The organism is Streptomyces bikiniensis (genome assembly GCF_000716625.1).
Taxonomy (GTDB): Bacteria; Actinomycetota; Actinomycetes; order Streptomycetales; family Streptomycetaceae; genus Streptomyces; species Streptomyces bikiniensis.
Genome location: NZ_JNXJ01000032.1, coordinates 1 through 18,231 on the forward strand (window position 1 = coordinate 1; position 18,231 = coordinate 18,231).

An 18,231-nucleotide genomic window follows, 5' to 3' on the forward strand; every position below is an offset into this window, starting at 1 on the left:
CCCCCACCCCCTCCCGCCGCACCCTCCTCGCGGTCACCGCCGCCGCCGCGGTCGCCGCCGTCACCGGGGCGGGCGCCCCCGTCCAGGCCGCGCCCGAGCGGTACGACGACCGGAGGCTCCGGCGGATCGTCGACCGCATGTCCCTGGAGGAGAAGGTCGGCCAGCTCTTCGTGATGCGGGTGTACGGGCACTCCGCGACCGCCCCGGACCAGGCCGACGTCGACGCCAACCTCGCCGAGATCGGGGTCCGCACGGCCGCCGAGCTGGTCGCGCGCTACCACGTCGGCGGGATCATCTACTTCACCTGGGCCCACAACACCCGCGACCCGCACCAGATCGCCGACCTCTCCAACGGCATCCAGCAGGCCGCCCTCGCGCAGCCCGTCCCCGTCCCCGTGCTCATCTCCACCGACCAGGAGCACGGCATCGTCTGCCGGGTGGGCGAGCCCGCCACCCTGCTGCCCGGCGCGATGGCCCTCGGCGCCGGCCGCTCGCACGCCGACGCCCGCCGGGCCGCGGAGATCGCGGGCGCCGAACTCGCCGCCCTCGGCATCCGCCAGAACTACGCCCCGGTCGCCGACGTCAACGTCAACCCGGCCAACCCGGTCATCGGCGTCCGCTCCTTCGGCTCCGACCCGCGCGCGGTCGCCGGCCTCGTCGCCGCCCAGGTGAAGGGGTACCAGCGGGCCGGGGTCGCGGCCACCTCCAAGCACTTCCCCGGCCACGGCGACACCGCCGTGGACAGCCACTACGGCCTGCCGACCATCACCCACACCCGGGAGCAGTGGGAGGAACTGGACGCCCCGCCGTTCCGGTCCGCGATCGCCGCCGGGATCGACTCGATCATGACCGCGCACATCGTGGTCCCCGCGCTCGACCCGAGCGAGGACCCGGCGACCCTCTCCCGGCCCGTCCTCACCGGCATCCTGCGCGAACGGCTCGGCTACGACGGCGTGGTGGTCACCGACGCGCTCGGCATGGAGGGCGTGCGCACCAAGTACGGCGACGAGCGCGTCCCGGTCCTCGCCCTCAAGGCCGGTGTCGACCAGCTCCTCAACCCGCCGAAGCTGGACGTCGCCTGGAACGCGGTCCTGAACGCGGTCCGCTCCGGCGAGCTGACCGAGGCCCGGCTCGACGAATCGATCCTGCGCATCCTGCGGCTCAAGGCGAAGCTGGGCCTGTTCCGGCAGGCGTACGTGACGCGGGCGGGCGTCGAGCGGGTGGTCGGCTCGAAGACCCACCTGGCGCAGGCCGACCGGATCGCCGAGGCGACGACGACCCTGCTCCTCAACGAGGGCGGGTTCCTGCCGCTGCGGCCCTCCCGCCACCGCTCGGTCCTGGTCGTCGGCGCCGACCCGGCCTCCCCGTCCGGCACCACGGGACCGCCCACCACCACCCTGGCGGCGGCCCTGCGGGAGCTGGGGTTCACCGCGACGGCGCTCCCCACCGGGACCGCGCCGACGGCGGCGCGGATCGAGGAGGCGGTGGCCGCCGCGGCCGGCAGGGACGTGGTGGTCGTGGGCACGTACAACGTCACCGCGACCAGCACCCAGCGGACCCTGGTGGCGCGGCTCGCGGCGACCGGGGTGCCCGTCGTGACGGTCGCGATCCGCAACCCGTACGACGTCGCGCACCTGACGGGCCAGCGGGCGACCCTCGCCGCGTACTCCTGGACCGACGTCGAACTCCGCGCCGCCGTCCGGGTCCTGGCCGGGCGGGCGGAGCCCCGGGGCCGGCTCCCGGTGCCGGTGCAGAGCGCCGACGCCCCGGACCGGGTGCTGTACCCGGTCGGGTACGGCCTCTCGTACCGCTAGCGGACAGGAAAAAGGGGGGCGCGCCCGGACGGGCGCGCCCCCCCTCTCGCCTCACCGCGGACTACGGCCGCAGGCCGTGCTCCCGCGTCGCCTCCTCGTCGACCGCCCGGTCCAGGCGGGCGTCGAAGCGGGCCAGCGGCCGCGCCGCCTGCTCGGCCGGGGCGGGGACGCCGGCCCAGGCGAGGATGCGGGCGGTGGCCTTCGCGCGCTCGGCCTCGACCAGGCCCTCCACGTTCGCGCCGTGGTTGGCGCCCGGGGCCACGTACACGTAGCTGTCGCGCGCGCCCTTGCCCAGGCGGAACTTCTCGGAGCCCCACGGGTCGTTGCCGCCGTAGACGAACAGCATCCGGTGCGCGTTGTTGCGGACCCAGGAGTCCACGTCCTTCATGGCCCGCGGGTCGAACTTCATCGGGATCTCGCGCGGCACGAAGTTGCGCGCGGGCTGGTAGCCGTAGCGGCTCAGGCCCTTGAGGTGCGGCTGCTTGATGAAGGGCGCGCCGAGCTGGGTGGCCGCCTGGTAGTAGTACGGCGTGTACGGCTCCAGGCCCTGGTCGGTGTAGGCGGCCCAGCCGGAGTAGGCGTCGATCGTGTCGTACACCTCGTCGTCCGTCGCCGTCCTCGCGACCGGGATCTGGTCGCAGACGTCCTGGCCGTAGTACTGCCAGAAGCCCCACACGAAGTCGAGGACGACGGCCTCGTAGGCCTTGTCGAGCGTGCCGACCGTGTGGAAGGTGGCGCCCTCGGCCTCGGCCCACGCCTTGTACTTGGCCTGGAGGGGCGCGCGCCGGACGAGCGCCTCGCGCTGGAGGTCGTTCAGGCGGTCGCGGCACTCCTCGGTGCCGACGGTGGCGAAGAAGCGGTCGTAGGCCGAGTCCTCGTCGTTGACCACGTCGTTCGGGGCGACGTAGGCGACGACGCCGTCCATGTCGCGCGGGTAGAAGCGCTCGTAGTAGGTGGCGGTCATGCCGCCCTTGGAGGCTCCGGTGGAGAGCCACTTCTTGCCGTAGATCTTCTTCAGGGCGGTGAAGATCCGGTGCTGGTCGCTGGCGGCCTGCCAGATGTTCAGCTTCGACCAGTCGGCCGGCTGGGGCCGGGACGGGGTGAAGAAGCGGTACTCCATGGAGATCTGGTTGCCGTCGACGATCCGGGTCGGCTCGGCCCGGCTCGGCGTGGTGCTCAGCCCGTAGCCGCTGGTGCGGAAGACGGTGGGGCGGTCCGTGTCCTTGTGGAGGACCGAGATCCGCTGCTGGAACGTGCCCTTCCACGGGCGCGCGTGGTCGATCGGCTGTTCGTAGTTCAGGACGAAGAAGCGGTAGCCGGCGTACGGCTTCTCCTCGATCAGGGTCATCCCGGGGATCGCCAGGATGCGGTCCTTGATGTCCTCGGCGGCCGCCCGGTCGGCGGTCCCGCTCCGCGAGTCGGCGACGGACGCGGTGTCGGTGTCCGTGTCCGCGGCGGTGGCCACGCCGGTCGCTCCCACGGTGCCTATGAGCACCGAGAGCGACAGCAGCAGCCTGAGCGACGTGCGCATGCACCCTCCCATGATTCACAACGGTGTCGCGAACCTAGCGGGGGCAACGTGTGGACCGCCAGACCCAGTTGGTCCTTACTGGTGGACTTTCCCGCGCACCGGCACGGAATCCGGACCGTCCGTACGGGAAACGGACCGTCCGTACGGGAAACAGGCCGTCCGTACGGGAAACAGGCCGTCCGTACGGGAAACAGGCCGTCCGTACGGAAACGGGCCGTCAGCAGAGGATCCAGCCCGTGGACGTCCCCCGGCCGGACACCGAACCCGCCGCCCGGACGCAGCGGTTGAGAGCGTGGACGGTGAGGGGCCCGGCCTGGCGGTCGAACCGGCCGGACTTGACGGCGGGGCGCCCGCCGCGCGGCTGGAGCGAGACGGACATGGCCCGGCGGGCCGCCGGACCCCTGCCGACGGTGACGGCGCAGACGTACTGCCGGGTCCGGTAGAGGCGCAGCTCCCCGGTGGGGAAGGCGATCGTCCGGGTGGGCCGTCCCCGGCAGACGGAGGCGGCGTCGGCGGTGCCGGCCCCCGGGCCGCCGGGGAAGGGCAGCAGGAGCAGCGCGAGGGCGGTGAGCAGCGGTACGAGGACACGGGCGGTCGCCCGCCGCCCGCGCCGTGCGGTCGGCGTGTCGTCCGTGACCATGCGGCCCCCTCCCGGGTGAAGCTCCGTACGGATGTACGGGTCTACGACGCGCCATGGGGCCGAACGGTTGCCTCCGCCCCGGCTCAGGCCTCGACCCGCGCCGGTTCCGCCTCCCCGACGAAGGTGCTCCAGAGCTTGGCGTACCGGCCGCCCCGGGCGAGGAGTTCGTCGTGGGTGCCGTCCTCCGCGACCCGCCCGTGGTCCATGACGACCACCCGGTCGGCGCGGGCGGCCGTGGTCAGGCGGTGGGCGACGACGAGGGTGGTGCGGCGGCCCGCGATGCGGTCGGTGGCCTGGTTGACCTGGGCCTCGGTGGCCAGGTCCAGGGCGGCCGTGGCCTCGTCCAGGAGCAGGATGTCGGGGTCGACCAGCTCGGCGCGGGCCAGGGCGATGAGCTGGCGCTGTCCGGCGGAGAGGTTCCGGCCGCGCTCGGCCACCTCGTGGAGGTAGCCGCCGTCGAGCGTGGCGATCATCTCGTGCGCGCCGACCGCGCGGGCCGCCGCCTCCACCTCGGCGTCGGTCGCCTCGGGCCGCCCGTAGGCGATGGCGTCGCGGACCGTCCCCGCGAAGAGGTACGCCTCCTGGGGGACGACCCCGAGCCGGTGCCGGTACGCGGTGAGGTCGAGGTCCCGCAGGTCGGTGCCGTCGGCGGTGACCCGGCCGCTCGTGGGGTCGTAGAACCGCGCGACCAGCTTGACCAGGGTGGACTTCCCGGCGCCGGTCTCACCGACGAAGGCGACGGTCTGCCCGGCGGGAATCCGCAGGTCGACCCCGGTCAGCGCTGCCTCCTCCCCGTCGCCGACGTCCTCCCCGTACGAGAAGGACACGTCCTCGAAGGCGATCTCGCCGCGCAGCGAGAGCACGTCCAGGGGCGCGTCGGCGGCGGCCGTCGACGTGGGCTCCTGGAGGAGTTCCTGCATCCGCTTCAGGGAGACTGCGGCCTGCTGGTAGCCGTCGAAGACCTGCGAGAGCTGCTGCACGGGCGCGAAGAACAGGTCGATGTAGAGGAGGTAGGCGACGAGGGCGCCGGTGGTGAGCGTCCCGGCCTCGATGCGGTTCGCGCCGACGACCAGGACGGCCGCGGCGGCCGCCGAGGACAGCAGGGTGACGAACGGGAAGTAGATCGAGATCAGCCACTGGCCGCGGACGCGGGCCTCGCGGTAGGAGTCGCTGCGCTCCGCGAACCGCCCGGCGCCGTCCCGCTCGCGGCGGAAGGCCTGCACGATCCGCAGCCCGGCCACCGACTCCTGGAGGTCGGCGTTGACGACGCCGATCCGCTCGCGCGCCAGCTCGTACGCCTTCACGCTGGAGCGCCGGAAGAAGTACGTGGCGACGGCGAGGACCGGCAGGGTCGCGAAGACCACCAGGGCGAGCTGGAGGTCGAGCACGAGCAGCGCGACCATGATCCCGAAGAAGGTCACGACGGAGACGAAGGCGGTGACCAGGCCCGTCTGGAGGAAGGTGGACAGGGCGTCCACGTCCGTGGTCATCCGGGTCATGATCCGGCCGGTGAGCTCGCGCTCGTAGTAGTCCAGGCCGAGCCGCTGGAGCTGGGCGAAGATCTTCAGGCGCAGGGCGTAGAGGACCCGCTCGCCGGTGCGGCCGGTCATCCGGGTCTCGGCGGTCTGCGCGACCCACTGCACGAGCACGGTCAGCAGGGCGAGCGCGGAGGCCGCCCAGACGGCGCCGATCGCGAGCCGGTTCACGCCCTCGTCGATGCCGTGCCGGATCAGGACGGGCAGCAGGAGGCCGGTGCCGGCGTCGAGGGCGACCAGGCCGAGGCTGATGAGCAGGGGCGGGCCGAAGCCCCGGAGCAGCCGGCGCAGGCCGTAGGAGTCCTCGGGGGCCACGGCCCGCGCCTCGTCCACGTCGGGGACGTCGGTGGCGGGCGGCAGGGCCGCGACGGCGGCGAGCAGCTCGGGGGTGGCCCCGGGCACGGCGCTCTCCCGGCCGCCGTCCCCGTCCCGTACCCACAGGGCGGGGGTGATGCCCCGCTCGGCGTCGAACTCGGCGTCCAGCTCGTCCCGCAGCGTGTGGTCCTCGGCGGGCGCGGCCGGGGCGACGCGGCCGGGCGAGACGGCGCCCAGCTCCTCGGGGTCGGTGAGCAGGCGCCGGAAGAGCGGGGAGCGCTCCTCCAGCTCCTCCTGGGTGCCGATGTCCGCGAGGCGCCCGCCGTCGAGGACGGCGATGCGGTCGGCGAGGTTGAGGGTGGAGCGGCGGTGGGCGATGAGCAGGGTCGTGCGGCCCGCCATGACCGACTTCAGGGCCTCGTGGATCTCGTGCTCGACGCGGGCGTCCACGGCGGAGGTGGCGTCGTCCAGGAGGAGCAGCCGGGGGTCGGCCAGGATCGCGCGGGCGAGCGCGACGCGCTGGCGCTGGCCGCCGGAGAGGGTCAGTCCGTGCTCGCCGACCTTGGTGTCGTACCCCTGGGGCAGCTCGTTGATGAACCGGTCGGCCTGGGCGGCGCGGGCGGCGGTCTCGATCTGCTCGTCGGTGGCGTCGGGGACGCCGTACGCGATGTTGGCGCGGACCGTGTCGGAGAAGAGGAAGGAGTCCTCGGGGACCAGGCCGACGGCGGCGCGCAGCGAGTCGAGGGTCAGCTCGCGCACGTCGTGGCCGCCGACGAGGACGGCGCCGCGCGAGACGTCGTAGAAGCGGGGCAGGAGGAGGGAGACGGTCGACTTGCCGGAGCCGGAGGCGCCGACGAGGGCGACGGTCTCGCCGGGCCGGATCTCCAGCGAGAACCCGTCGAGCACACGACGCCCGTCTTCGTACGCGAAGGAGACGTCGTCGAACTCGACCGTGGCGGGGGCGTCGGCGGGCAGCTCCTTGGTGCCGTCCTCGACGACCGGCTCGGTGTCGATGAGGTCGAGGACGCGCTCGACGCCGGCGCGGGCCTGCTGGCCGACGGTGAGGACCATGGCGAGCATGCGGACCGGTCCGACGAGGGAGGCCAGGTAGGAGGAGAAGGCGACGAAGGTGCCGAGGGTGATCTGGCCCTTGTAGGCGAGCCAGCCGCCGAGGGCGAGGACGGCGACCTGGCCGAGGGCGGGCACGGCCTGGAGGGCGGGGGTGTACCGGGAGTTCAGCCGGACCGTCCGCAGCCGGCCCGCGAAGAGCCTGCGCCCGGCCTCGCGGATCTTGCCGGTCTCCTGGTCCTCCTGCCCGAAGCCCTTGACGACCCGGACGCCGGACACGGCCCCGTCCACGACCCCGGCGACCAGGGCGGCCTGCTGCTGGGCGTGCCAGGTGGCGGGGTGGAGACGGGTGCGGCTGCGCCGGGCGATGTACCAGAGGGCGGGGGCGACGGCGAGGGCGACGAGGGTGAGCGGCGGGGAGAGCCACGCCATGACGCCCAGCGAAATCAGGAAGAGCAGGACGTTCCCGAGGGTCATCGGGAGCATGAAGAGCAGGCTCTGGATCAGCTGGAGGTCGGTGGTGGCCCGCCCGACGACCTGCCCGGTGGACAGCTCGTCCTGCCGCCGCCCGTCGAGCCGGGTGATCGTGCCGTACATGTCGGTGCGCAGGTCGTGCTGCACGTCGAGCGCGAGGCGCCCGCCGTAGTAGCGGCGGACGTAGGTGAGGGCGTAGACGAGGACGGCGGCCCCGATCAGGAGCCCGGTCCAGGTGGCGAGGTCCCGGGTCTTCGTCCCGATGACGTCGTCGATGATCACCTTGGTGAAGAGCGGCACGAGGGCGAGGACGCCCATGCCGACGAGGGACGACCCGAGCGCCAGGAGCGTGTTCGCCTTGTACCGCCAGGCGTATCCGGCGAGCCTGCGCGCCCACCCCTGCTGTTTCTCCCCGACCGCCACGTGTGACCTCCCGTACGTCCTGCTCTACCGGAAGCCCCAACGCGGCCGACGTGGGATTTCATCCCGCCGCAACAAAGACGGGGCCCGGGTCGGAGGAGGATCGGGCGGTGGTCCTAGGACCCGTGCCGCGTCCGGCTCAGGCCGTCCCGGGCGGGGCGACCCATTGGGTCGGCTGGCCTGTGACCCGTGCGACGGTCTCGAAGTCCTTGTCGTAGTGGAGGAGCGTGAGGCCGGTCAGTTCGGCGGTGGCGGCCACGAGGAGGTCGACCGGACCGGCGCTGCGGTGCTCGCCCTGGTTGGTCAGCATCTGCTGGACGCGGCGGGCGCGGGTGTAGACCCCGTCGGGGACGGGAGTCCAGTTGAAGAGCTGGGCGAGGAGGTCCTCCTTCGCGAGCCGGTCGTTGGCGGACCGGGCCGAGTAGAGGATCTCCAGCTCGGTGAGGTCGCAGAGGCCGACGGTGCCTTCCGTCAGGTACTTGACCCACTCTTCCTGGACCTGCTTCTTGGCCAGGATCCTGACGGCGGCGGACGTGTCCACGAGGTGGGTGACCGGGCTCACCGACGGTAGTTCCTCTTGTCCATGAGGATGTCGAAGTCCCCGCGCTCCGCCATCGCCGTCAGCTGCTCCAGCGCGCGCAGCCGTTTGTGCCGCTGCGCGACCTCCAGCAGGGCTGCGTTGACCGTGTCCTTCTTCGTCTTCGTGCCCAGTATTTCGGCGGCCTCGGCCAGGGCCTCGTCGTCGACCTCCACGTACAGATTCGACATGGCACATCCTCCCTATACCGATGACACAAGGAGCATATGCGCCATGGAAACGGCACGGCAAACGCCGTTCACTCACAGGTGCGTCGGCTCGAACATCCGCAGCAGGGCCGGGAGGACGACCACCGAGGGGCCCGGGGTCGCGAGGGACTTCGCGAGGTCGGCGGCCAGGGTGCCGGGGGTGGTGAGGACGCCGGGGACGCCGAAGGACTCGGCGAGGGCGACGAAGTCCGGGCGGGTCAGCTCGGTGCCGGTGGCCTCGCCGTACGCGTCCGTCATGTACTCGCGCAGGATGCCGTAGCCCCCGTCGTCCACGATCAGCCACGTCACGTCGAGCCCGTACTGCCTCGCCGTGGCCAGCTCCGCGAGCGAGTACATCGCGCCGCCGTCGCCGGAGACCGCCAGGACCGGCCGGGAGGGGTCCGCGACGGCCGCGCCGAGGGCGGCGGGGAAGGCGTAGCCGAGGCCGCCGGCGCCCTGCGCGGAGTGCATGGTGTTCGGGTGCCGGGCGTCGAAGGCCGACCACGCCCAGTACGCGAGGATCGTCATGTCCCAGAAGCTCGGCGCCCGCGCCGGAAGCGCCTCGCGCACCGCGGCGACGACCCGCTGCTCCAGGTCGAGGTCCTGCGCGGCGAGCCGGTCCCGGACCCGGCCGAGGACGGCCGCGACCCGCTCGGGGGCGGTCGGGTCGGTGCGCTCCCCGACCGTCTCCAGGATCGCCTGGAGCGCGAGCCGGGCGTCGGCGTGGATGCCGAGCGCCGGGTGGTTGGACTCCAGCTTCCCCGCGTCCGCCTCGATCTGGATCACCCGGCCGCGCGGGGCGAAGGTGTGGTAGTTCGAGGACAGCTCGCCGAGCCCCGATCCGACGACGAGGAGGACGTCGGCGTCCTCCAGGAAGTCGGTGGTGTGCCGGTCCTCCAGCCAGGACTGGAGGGACAGCGGGTGCTTCCAGGGGAAGGCGCCCTTGCCGCCGAAGGTGGTGACCACGGGCGCGTCGATCCGCTCGGCCAGGGCCCGCAGCTTCCCCGACGCGTCGGAGCGGACGACCCCGCCGCCCGCGACGATCACCGGCCGCTCGGCGTGCGCGAGCAGGTGCGCGGCCACCGCCGTCAGCTCGGGGCGCGGCACGACGTCCTCGGGGGTGGCGTCCATCGCGGTGACCACCGGCAGCGTCGTCTCCGCCGTGAGCACGTCCTGCGGGATCTCCACCCAGACGGGGCCGTGCGGGGCGGTGAGCGCCGACTCCCAGGCGGCGGCGATCGCGGAGGGGATCTGGGAGGGCGTACGGGCCGTGTGGACGGACTTCACGACGTCCCGGAAGGAGGCCTGCTGGTCGCGCAGCTCGTGCAGGTAGCCGCGCCGGCCGCCGCCGAGCCCGGCCGCCGGGACCTGGCTGGCGATCGCGACGACCGGCGCCGAGGCGGCGGCCGCCTCCTGGAGCGCGGCGAGCGACAGGAGCGCGCCGGGCCCGGTGGAGAGCAGCAGCGGGGCCGCCTCGCCGGTGATCCGGCCGTACGCGTCGGCGGCGAAGCCCGCGTTGTTCTCGGCCCGCAGGCCGACGTACCGCAGCGGGGAGCGGCGCAGCGCGTCGAACATGCCGAGCGCGTGCTGCCCGGGGAGCCCGAAGACGGTGGTCGCGCCGAGCCCGGACAGGGTCTCGACGACGAGGTCCCCGCCGGTCCGCCCCGGGGGCGGGTTCAGGGCCGCCTCGATCTGGGCGGGCGTGGGGCGCAGGACCAGGTCGTGGTCGTGGGTCATGGCGGGTCCCTCGGGGCGGTGGCGGGTCGGGTCGGGTGCGGCCGGGGGCGGCCGCGCCCGACGGTCACCAGTGTCGCGCGGAGCGGGAGGTCCCCGCCCCGCCGGCTACTTCGCCGCGCGGCCGGCCGCGATCTGGCGGGACATGATCGTCGTCAGCTCGTACGCCGTGTGGGAGGCGGCGACGGCGGTGATCTCGGCGTGGTCGTAGGCCGGGGCGACCTCGACGACGTCGGCGGAGACCAGGTTGCAGGAGGACAGGCCCCGCAGGATCTCCAGGAGCTCGCGGGAGGTCATGCCGCCCGCCTCGGGGGTGCCGGTGCCGGGCGCGTGGGCCGGGTCGAGGCAGTCGATGTCGATGGAGATGTACAGCGGGCGGTTGCCGATGCGCTGGCGCAGCTGGTCGGCGACCTCGTCGGCGCCGCGCCGGTAGACGTCGGCGGAGGTGACGATGCCGAAGCCCATCTTCTCGTCGTCGGTCAGGTCCTGCTTGCCGTACAGCGGGCCGCGGGTGCCGACGTGCGACAGCGCCTCGGTGTCGAGGATGCCCTCCTCGACGGCCCGGCGGAACGGGGTGCCGTGGGTGTACTCGGCGCCGAAGTACGTGTCCCAGGTGTCGAGGTGCGCGTCGAAGTGGAGCAGGGCGACCGGGCCGTGCTTCTTGGCGACCGAGCGGAGCAGCGGCAGCGCGATGGTGTGGTCGCCGCCGAGGGTCATCATGCGGGCGCCGGTGCCGAGGAGCTCGTCGGCGGCGGCCTCGACGGTCTCGACGGCCTCGTTGATGTTAAACGGGTTGGCGGCGATGTCACCGGCGTCCGCGACCTGCGCGAGGGCGAACGGGGAGGCGTCCTGCGCCGGGTTGTAGGGGCGGAGCAGGCGGGAGGCCTCGCGGATGGCGTTGCCGCCGAAGCGGGCGCCGGGCCGGTAGGAGACGCCGCTGTCGAAGGGGACGCCGACCACGGCGACGTCGGCGGTGCCGACCTCGTCGAGCCGCGGCAGCCGGGCGAACGTCGCGGGACCGGCGTACCGCGGGACGCGGGACGAGTCGATCGGGCCGCGGAAGGCGTTCTGGTCGCTGCTCATGGTCGGGTCCTCCTGCAAGGTGGGGTGGGGCTCCGGCGCGCCGGACACCACGACGGTAAACGCCGGAAAAGCACCACAGAAGTGTACGTTCCCTCCACTCCACGAGCCGATGATGTACGAAGGGTCCATGACGACGAGCCCCGCGCCCCCCGCCTCCACTCCCCCGGCCCCGCCGGTCCCGCTCGCCGCGCTGCTGGCCCGCCGGGACCTGGGGCTGCGGCTGCTCGCCGGGCCCGGGGACGTGCCGCTGCACTGGGTGCACACCTCGGAGATGGCCGACCCGTACCCGTACCTGCTCGGCGGGGAACTCCTGATGACGGCGGGCGTGCAGCTCACCGACCCGGCGCGGTACGTGGAGCGGGTGGTGGAGGCGGGGGCGGCGGCGCTCGCGTTCGGGGTGACGCCGGTGTACGACACGGTCCCGGCGGAGCTGGTCGAGGCCTGCGCGCGCCGGGGGCTCCCGCTCCTCGAAGTGCCGCCGCGGACCCCGTTCACGGCGGTGGCGCGGGCGGTGTGGCGGCTGATGGCGGAGGCCCGGCTGCACGAGCTGCGCCGGGTGACGGAGGCCCAGCAGTCCCTGGCGACGGCGGCGGCGCGGCCGGCCCCGGTCCCGGCGGTCCTCGGCGCGCTCGCCGCCCGGCTCGGCGGCCGGGCGGTCCTCCTCGCCCCGGACGGCACGGAGTCGGCGGCGGCCGGCCGGGAGGTCCCGCCGGAGGCGTCCCGGGCGCTGCGGGAACTGGCGGGGGTCCTGGGCCCGCGCCCCGGCGCCCCGGCGTCGGCGAGCGGGGAGAGCGGGGACCTGCGCCTGGCGGCGTACGCCCTGGGGAGCGGCGACGGACCGGCCCTGGGGGTGGCGACGGACCGGCGGGACCCCGGCGACCACACGATCGCGGGCGTCGCGGTGGTCCTGCTCTCCCTCCTGACGGCCCCGCACCGGGGCGCGGACGCGGCGGTACGGGACGGGGCCCTGGTCCGGCTGCTCCTGGGCGCCTCCCCGGCGGAGGCGGCGGCGGCCCTGGACCCGGGCCCGTGGACGGTGGTCCACGCGCGGGGCGGCGACGGCACCCCGTTCGCGACGGCGGACCTGGCGGCGTCGCTGGGAACGGCGCTGGTGGAGCCGGAACCGTCCCCGGCCCCGGGGAAGGCCCTCGGAAAGGCCCTCAAAGAAGCCCTTGGGGAAGGCCTCGGGGAAGCCCTTGGGGAGGCAGGAGCGGCCCGTGTCTCCGGGGCGGCCCCCGCCTCCGTACGACTCCTTCTGCCCGCTTCTTCCCCCGTCACCGCGCGACCCGGCTGGTTCCTCGGCGTCTCCGCCCCGGCCGGGGCCGGGGACCTCCCCGCCGCCGACCGGCAGGCGGCCCGGGCGCTGCGCCGCGCGGAGGCGACCCGGTCGGCGCTCGTGCGCCACCGCCCGGGCGGCCTCGCGTCCCTCGTGGACCCGGACGAGGCCGCCGCCCACGCCCGGGCCCTCCTCGCCCCCCTGAACGAACCGCTCAGGGAGACCCTGCGCGCCTGGCTCTCCCTGCACGGCAGTTGGGACCGGACGGCGGTGGCCCTGGACGTCCACCGCAACACCGTCCGCCAGCGCATCACCCGCTGCGCGACCCTCCTGGACCGGGACCTGGACGACCCGGACGTACGGATGGAGCTGTGGTTCGCGCTGCGTGCCCCGTGACCCGACCCGGCACACGGTCTCCGGTCACGCGATGTCGCCCATCCACATGCGCCGCCCGAGTTCGTCCAGCTCGGCCCGCCTCTCCTCGTACTCGGGCAGGGCCCGTCCGAGGAGACGCCAGAAGTCCGGCCCGTGTCCGGCCACCCGCACATGGGCGAGCTCGTGGGCGATCACGTAGTCGACGAGGTGCATGGGCAGCTGGAACAGCGGCCACCCCAGACGCATGCGACCGACTCCGTCCTCGCCTCCCGGCGGAAGGTAGCTGCCCCAGCGGCCACCGAGGTCCGCCACGTCCAGCATCGGCTCGGCGACCCCCATCCGCGCCGCCCACGGCTGGATGCGACCACCGGCCCACTCGCGGCCGACACGGCGGTACCAGCGGACGAGCGCCGACCGGCCTCGGGCCGGGTCGCCGGCCTGCGCGGCACTGAGGACCAGGCGGCCGGCGACGAGACGCACGGTGCCGTCGTCCGGCCGGTCGGCGTCGACGGTCAGCCGGTAGGTGCGTCCCAGATACCGGAAAACCTCCCCCTCGGCGAGCCGCTTGGACGGGGTCAACGGGCGCGTGCGCTCGCGCAGCGCCTGCTTGCCCACCAGCCAGGACCGGTGCGCCCGGACGAAGTCCGCCGCGTCGGCCGCGGGACGCCCTTGCGGTGCGTGCAGGGTGACCCCGGCGTCCAGCTCCACGGTGAGCGCGAAACGCTTGCGCCGGGGACTGACGCGTACGGCCAGCACCAGACCGTCGACGGCGAGCCGGTCGCCCTCGGCGAGGGCGACCGGTGAGGCGGAGTCGACGGTCAAGGCGGTCACTCCGCCTATTCTCCCCTCAGCCTCGCCCGGAACGACTCCTGGTTGGCGTTGGCGTGCGCCGCGAGCCCCTGCGCGAGCGCGTTGAACGGATCCCATCCCGAACCGCCCGGCAGCATCCCGTGGTCGAGAAGCGCGGTCTCGATCTCACCGGCGAGAAGGGTGATGTCCTGGTCCTGCCCCTGGTAGGACTTCTTGCCCATGGTCCGGGCCGCCGTCTCGCACACCGCTCGGGCTGCGTCCCGCAGGTCCGCCACCTTGCTCGTGTCGATGTCCGGGTTCTCCACCGCGTCCCTGTCCAGAAGGCGGTACACCACCTGCTCCAGCCGGGTGAGTCCCGCCAGCCTCGGATCCTCCTCGGCTTCCCGGCGCACCTGCTCGAAGAGCGGCCCGAACTCCTGGATCTGGTCCTCGAACCGGCCGGGCATCTCGCGCAGGATCTCCTCCAGCCGCTGCGAGAGCCTCACGTACTTCTCCGGGTCCTCCCGCTTCACCCGCTCCTCCAGGTGGAAGCGCAGGGCATGGCCCATCTCGGCCGCCGCCTCGCGCGCGGGCATGGCGCGCACCCGCTCGTCGAACAGCGGCGACGCCAGCGACACGGGGGCGATCACCTGGTCGATCTCCGGGCCTTCCAGGTGCTCGGCGACCAGCGCGCGCACCTTGCGCCCGTACCTGCGCATCGTGAAGGCGCCGCCCGCCGCGTCGCGATGGAGGGTACGGATCCGCTTCTGCAACAGCCCCCAGCGGCGGGCCTCGCCCACGTAGTCCAGGCCGCGCTCGTGCGGGAGGACCCGCTCCAGCGTGGCGAGGAACTCGTGCAGGACCTGGTCGAAGTCCTGGCGGACGGTCTCGTCGTCGAAGGCCAGGGCGGCGGACCGCACGGCGGCGAAGTCGACGAGGTCGGCGTCGATGACGCCGGCGTGGTCGCGGAGGTACCGGCGCACCTTCTCCGCCGCCGGTTCCAGGGCTTCGACCTCCACGGACATGCTGCGCATCGTGTCGGCGACGTCGGCCGCCTTGTAGTCGGCGAGTGCCTCGGTCAGGTGCTCGAAGACCCCGTAGTAGTCGACGACGTACCCGATCTCCTTGCCCCGCATGGGCCGGTTCACCCGGGCCACGGCCTGGAGCAGTTCGGCGTCCCGGATCGGCCGGTCCAGGTAGAGCGCCTGCTCGCGCGGGGCGTCGAAGCCCGTGAGGAGCATGGACTTGACGATCAGGAAGGCGATGGGGCTCTCGGGGTGCACGGGGTCGGGCTCGACGGCCGGCTTCCCGGCCCTGTCCGTGTTCTCCTGCGACCAAGGGTTGCCGCCGGTCTCCACCGGGCCCTGGCTCTCGTCCGCCGGCGCGTGGAAGGGCGTGGTGACGACCCAGTCGGGTTCCGGCGGCAGCACGGGGAAGGCCTTGTGGAACCGCTCGATGTACGCGGCCTGGCGCACCGAGTCCGTCCAGTGCAGCCACTCGCGCCGCTTGCGCTCGTCGCCGGGCGAGACGACCGGCACGAAGTCGATCCGCCGCAGCAGCGAACGGAACGGATACGCCTGGAAGAGGTACCGGGTCCGCCGGTCCATCTCCTCGATCGGCGTCCCGGCGAACGTCTCCGGACGGAACTCGGCCAGCTCCGCCAGCAGGGCGTCCCGCGCCGCCCGTAGCGCGTGGTGGTACTCGACGGCCGCCTTCCGGCTCACCGCCGCGACCTGCGCCTTGAAGCCGCCGCCCGACAGCACCGTGGTCACCCAGTGCTCCAGCATGTCCTCGGCCTTGGCGCGGATCATCGGCGTCGACTCGGCGACGTCCCTCTCCGTGGGCCAACGGTTGAGGAGCTCGCGCCGCTCCTCCTCGCTGCGGTCCTTGACGAGGTCCTCGAAGCGCCGGTCCAGGCCGTCCTGGTCGAGAACCGTGCCCTCGCCGGTGCGGCCCTCGTAGCGGATGCGGACGACCACGCCGTCGTGCTCGGCGTCCGCCATGCGGTATTCGTCCAGGAACCCCCGGTCGGGGCCGCCGCTGAAGATCCGACGGGTGTCCTCGGCCTTGCCGGTCATGATGGGGGTGCCGGTGAAACCGATCTTCGCCGCGTTGGGGATCGCCTTGCGCAGGGCGGCGTGGAGCAGGCTGGTGTGGGACCGGTGCGCCTCGTCGACGAGGACGAGGATGTCGGGCGAGGTGTTGCACTCGGGGAAGTTCGGCACCGGCGGCAGCTTCGCCGCGCGCCGCTCCCGCCGTGCCTTCTCCGCCTCGGCGTACTCGGCGGCGAAGTCCCGTTCGTCGCCGTCCTCCTCCGCCTCGGCGGCGAAGGTGAAGCCGCCGGCCCCGTACTTCTGGATCATCGCGAACACGACGCGCCGGCCGCCGTCCCGCAGCAACCCCTCCATCTGGGCCGCGTTCCTGGCGGTCTCCACCTCGGACTCGCTCAGCCGCAGCGTGGCGGCGAGCTGTTCCTGCAACTGCGTCCGGTCGGTGACGACGACCACCATGAACTCGCTGAGCCGGTGGTGCAGGTGCATCCGGCGCACGAGGAACGTCATGGTGAGGCTCTTACCGGAGCCCTGGGTGTGCCAGATGAGGCCCCCGCGCTCGTCGTCGGGCACCGGCCCGCCGCGCGCCTTGCCCGTGAGCAGCTTGCGGACCGCCTTCTCGGCGGCCCGGTACTGCTGGTGCCGGGCGACGGCCTTGACCGTGCGGGCGCCGCCCGCCTCGGTCGGGACGGTCATCGGGATGACGTAGTGCCGGACGATCCTGAGCAGCGCCGCCGGGCGCAGGACGACGCCCACCAGCTTGTGGCGCTCGTTGAGCTGGTCGACGCCGTCGGGAAGCTCGGCGATGAGCGCGGCCGGGTCCTCCGGCTCGACGCTCCGCCACGGGTGGAAGTGCTCCGGGGTGGAGGTGATCGTGCCGAGGTAGGCGGTCTCCGCCGTCGCGGCCACGAGCAGCTGCACCGTACGGAAGAGTTCAGGGACCCCCGCGGGCAGCAGCCCGGCGGGGTCCCGCTCGTCGTCGGGGAGGGGCGATCCGGCGTAGCGCCGCAGATCGAGGACCGCGCTGCGGATCGGGTCGGCGAGGTCGGGGCTCTTGCACTCGACGGCGACGAGCGGGATGCCGTTCACGAAGAGGACGACGTCGAGGACCGAGACGTCACCGGACCGGTTCCGTACGCGGAGCTGGTCGACGACGGTGAACTCGTTCCGGTCAGCGCGCTCCTCGTGCCACTCGACGTACTGGACGGTGGCGGACGGTCCGCCGTGCGCGGAGGACGGTCCGGGGAGCAGTAGACCGCTGAGGAGAAGGTCGGTGGCGGCGAAGTTGGCCTTGTCGACACCCTGGCCGAGGGAGACCGCGGCGAGTTCGGAGATCGACCGCCTGATGTCTGTCAGGTCCATCCACGGCCGGTCGTCGTCAGCGCGGACGTTGATGCGGCGCAGCGCCTCGGTGAGCTGGTCCCCGAGGAACGGCGCGTCGACGTCGAGCGTGCCGACGTCCTTGCCGGGGAGGTGCGTCCAGCCCATCGCCCGCAGCTGCGCGACGGTCGGCCGCTCCACCTCGTCCCGCTCGGACTGCATCGTCGCCATTCCCCCACGCCTCTCGCCCGCCTATCACACCCGTGCAGGCGATCCATTCTGCGTGACGGGCTGGGGACGGGCGAGAGTTCAGGTCACCGGGCGGTCCCGACTATTCGGGATGATCGGCGCGAACCGCTTCCCCGACCAGACGGGCTCCCCGGCTCCGGGCGACGCGGTGGACCTCGCGCAGGGACTCCGACAGACGGGCGACGACGTAGCGGAGCTGCTCGGGCGTCGCCGACCGGTCGCTCAGCAGGTCCTCGACGTGCCCGAGGAGGTCGGCGGCCATGCCGAGCTGCACGCTCTCGATGTTGTCGGCGACACGGGAGACGTACCCCTCGCCGTCACCGAGGAGATAACAGGGCTTCCCCTCGTCACCGGTCCAGGGGAGCAGCCGGGCGGCCTGCGCGGTGTGCCGGATCATGCCGCGACCTCCCTTCCGTGGATGACACGGGGGCCGAGGTCGATGCCGTGCACGGCGAACCAGAGCGCCCGGCGTCGGCCTCGCTGCCGCCGGGCCTCGGCCTCGGCCTGGCGGCGCTCGTGGGCGAGGAAGTAGGGCCGGACGAGGGGGCTGTCCTCTCCCCGGAGATACGACTCGGGGATGGGAACGGGCCTGGGTCCGGATTCAGGCAGGGGGCGTACGGGGAGGGTGTGGGCGCGCGGCGGGCGGCGGCGTCCGGGTGGCGGAGGCCACAGGAGCCGCAGCAGCGGGTCGAGCATCCGGGCGATAGCGTGCAACACGTCGTCAACTCCGATGTAGTTGAGGGCCACGCCCCCGGACCGTTCGCGTCGGTC

At 73.5% G+C, this 18,231-nt stretch carries 13 protein-coding genes; 2 read left to right on the forward strand and 11 right to left on the reverse strand.

The features are described 5' to 3' along the window. Positions 1-1,814 (forward strand): glycoside hydrolase family 3 protein (locus OO47_RS23440; protein WP_033210063.1); only part of this gene is annotated, 1,814 nt, incomplete at its 5' end. A 61-nt stretch (positions 1,815-1,875) separates the two neighbouring features. Here the strand turns inward: OO47_RS23440 and OO47_RS23445 are convergent. From OO47_RS23445 to speB, 7 genes are all read right to left on the reverse strand, one after another. Continuing rightward, entirely contained in the window at positions 1,876-3,345 is a 1,470-nt protein-coding gene (locus OO47_RS23445) for an alpha/beta hydrolase family protein (protein ID WP_030210399.1), read from the reverse strand. A 217-nt stretch (positions 3,346-3,562) separates the two neighbouring features. After that, entirely contained in the window at positions 3,563-3,985 is a 423-nt protein-coding gene (locus OO47_RS23450; RefSeq protein ID WP_030210395.1) for a hypothetical protein, read from the reverse strand. A gap of 83 nt (positions 3,986-4,068) precedes the next feature. After that, a complete protein-coding gene (locus tag OO47_RS23455; protein ID WP_030210391.1) occupies positions 4,069-7,800 on the reverse strand; it encodes an ABC transporter ATP-binding protein in 3,732 nt (1,243 codons plus the stop codon). A gap of 136 nt (positions 7,801-7,936) precedes the next feature. After that, positions 7,937-8,359, reverse strand: a complete 423-nt coding sequence (locus OO47_RS23460) for a PIN domain nuclease (RefSeq protein ID WP_030210389.1) — start codon at positions 8,357-8,359, stop codon at positions 7,937-7,939. Continuing rightward, positions 8,356-8,565: a type II toxin-antitoxin system VapB family antitoxin gene (locus OO47_RS23465; protein ID WP_030210388.1), complete on the reverse strand. Its 210-nt coding sequence runs from the start codon at positions 8,563-8,565 to the stop codon at positions 8,356-8,358. Before OO47_RS23465 ends, OO47_RS23460 begins: the two co-directional genes overlap by 4 nt. A 72-nt stretch (positions 8,566-8,637) precedes the next feature. Next, positions 8,638-10,320: a thiamine pyrophosphate-binding protein gene (locus OO47_RS23470; protein WP_030210387.1), complete on the reverse strand. Its 1,683-nt coding sequence runs from the start codon at positions 10,318-10,320 to the stop codon at positions 8,638-8,640. Positions 10,321-10,425: 105 nt separating this feature from the next. After that, positions 10,426-11,400 (reverse strand): agmatinase, encoded by a 975-nt coding sequence (gene speB, locus OO47_RS23475; RefSeq protein WP_030210386.1) that lies wholly within the window; start codon positions 11,398-11,400, stop codon positions 10,426-10,428. 127 nt (positions 11,401-11,527) lie between these two features. On the opposite strand from speB, the gene OO47_RS23480 reads away from it, so the two are divergent. Then, a complete protein-coding gene (locus OO47_RS23480; protein ID WP_234323274.1) occupies positions 11,528-13,072 on the forward strand; it encodes a PucR family transcriptional regulator in 1,545 nt (514 codons plus the stop codon). Between the two features lie 24 nt (positions 13,073-13,096). Here the strand turns inward: OO47_RS23480 and OO47_RS23485 are convergent, their stop codons facing one another. From OO47_RS23485 to OO47_RS23500, 4 genes are all read right to left on the reverse strand, one after another. Further along, positions 13,097-13,882: a M48 family metallopeptidase gene (locus tag OO47_RS23485; protein ID WP_030210384.1), complete on the reverse strand. Its 786-nt coding sequence runs from the start codon at positions 13,880-13,882 to the stop codon at positions 13,097-13,099. A 5-nt stretch (positions 13,883-13,887) separates the two neighbouring features. Further along, positions 13,888-17,442, reverse strand: a complete 3,555-nt coding sequence (locus tag OO47_RS23490; protein WP_234323275.1) for a type I restriction endonuclease subunit R — start codon at positions 17,440-17,442, stop codon at positions 13,888-13,890. A 100-nt stretch (positions 17,443-17,542) separates the two neighbouring features. Continuing rightward, positions 17,543-17,857, reverse strand: coding sequence for a hypothetical protein (locus OO47_RS23495; RefSeq protein ID WP_030210378.1), 315 nt, complete (start codon positions 17,855-17,857; stop codon positions 17,543-17,545). Further along, on the reverse strand, positions 17,854-18,177 hold the full coding sequence (locus OO47_RS23500) for a hypothetical protein (protein WP_030210377.1): 324 nt from the start codon (positions 18,175-18,177) through the stop codon (positions 17,854-17,856). Before OO47_RS23500 ends, OO47_RS23495 begins: the two co-directional genes overlap by 4 nt. Positions 18,178-18,231 lie beyond the last annotated feature (54 nt).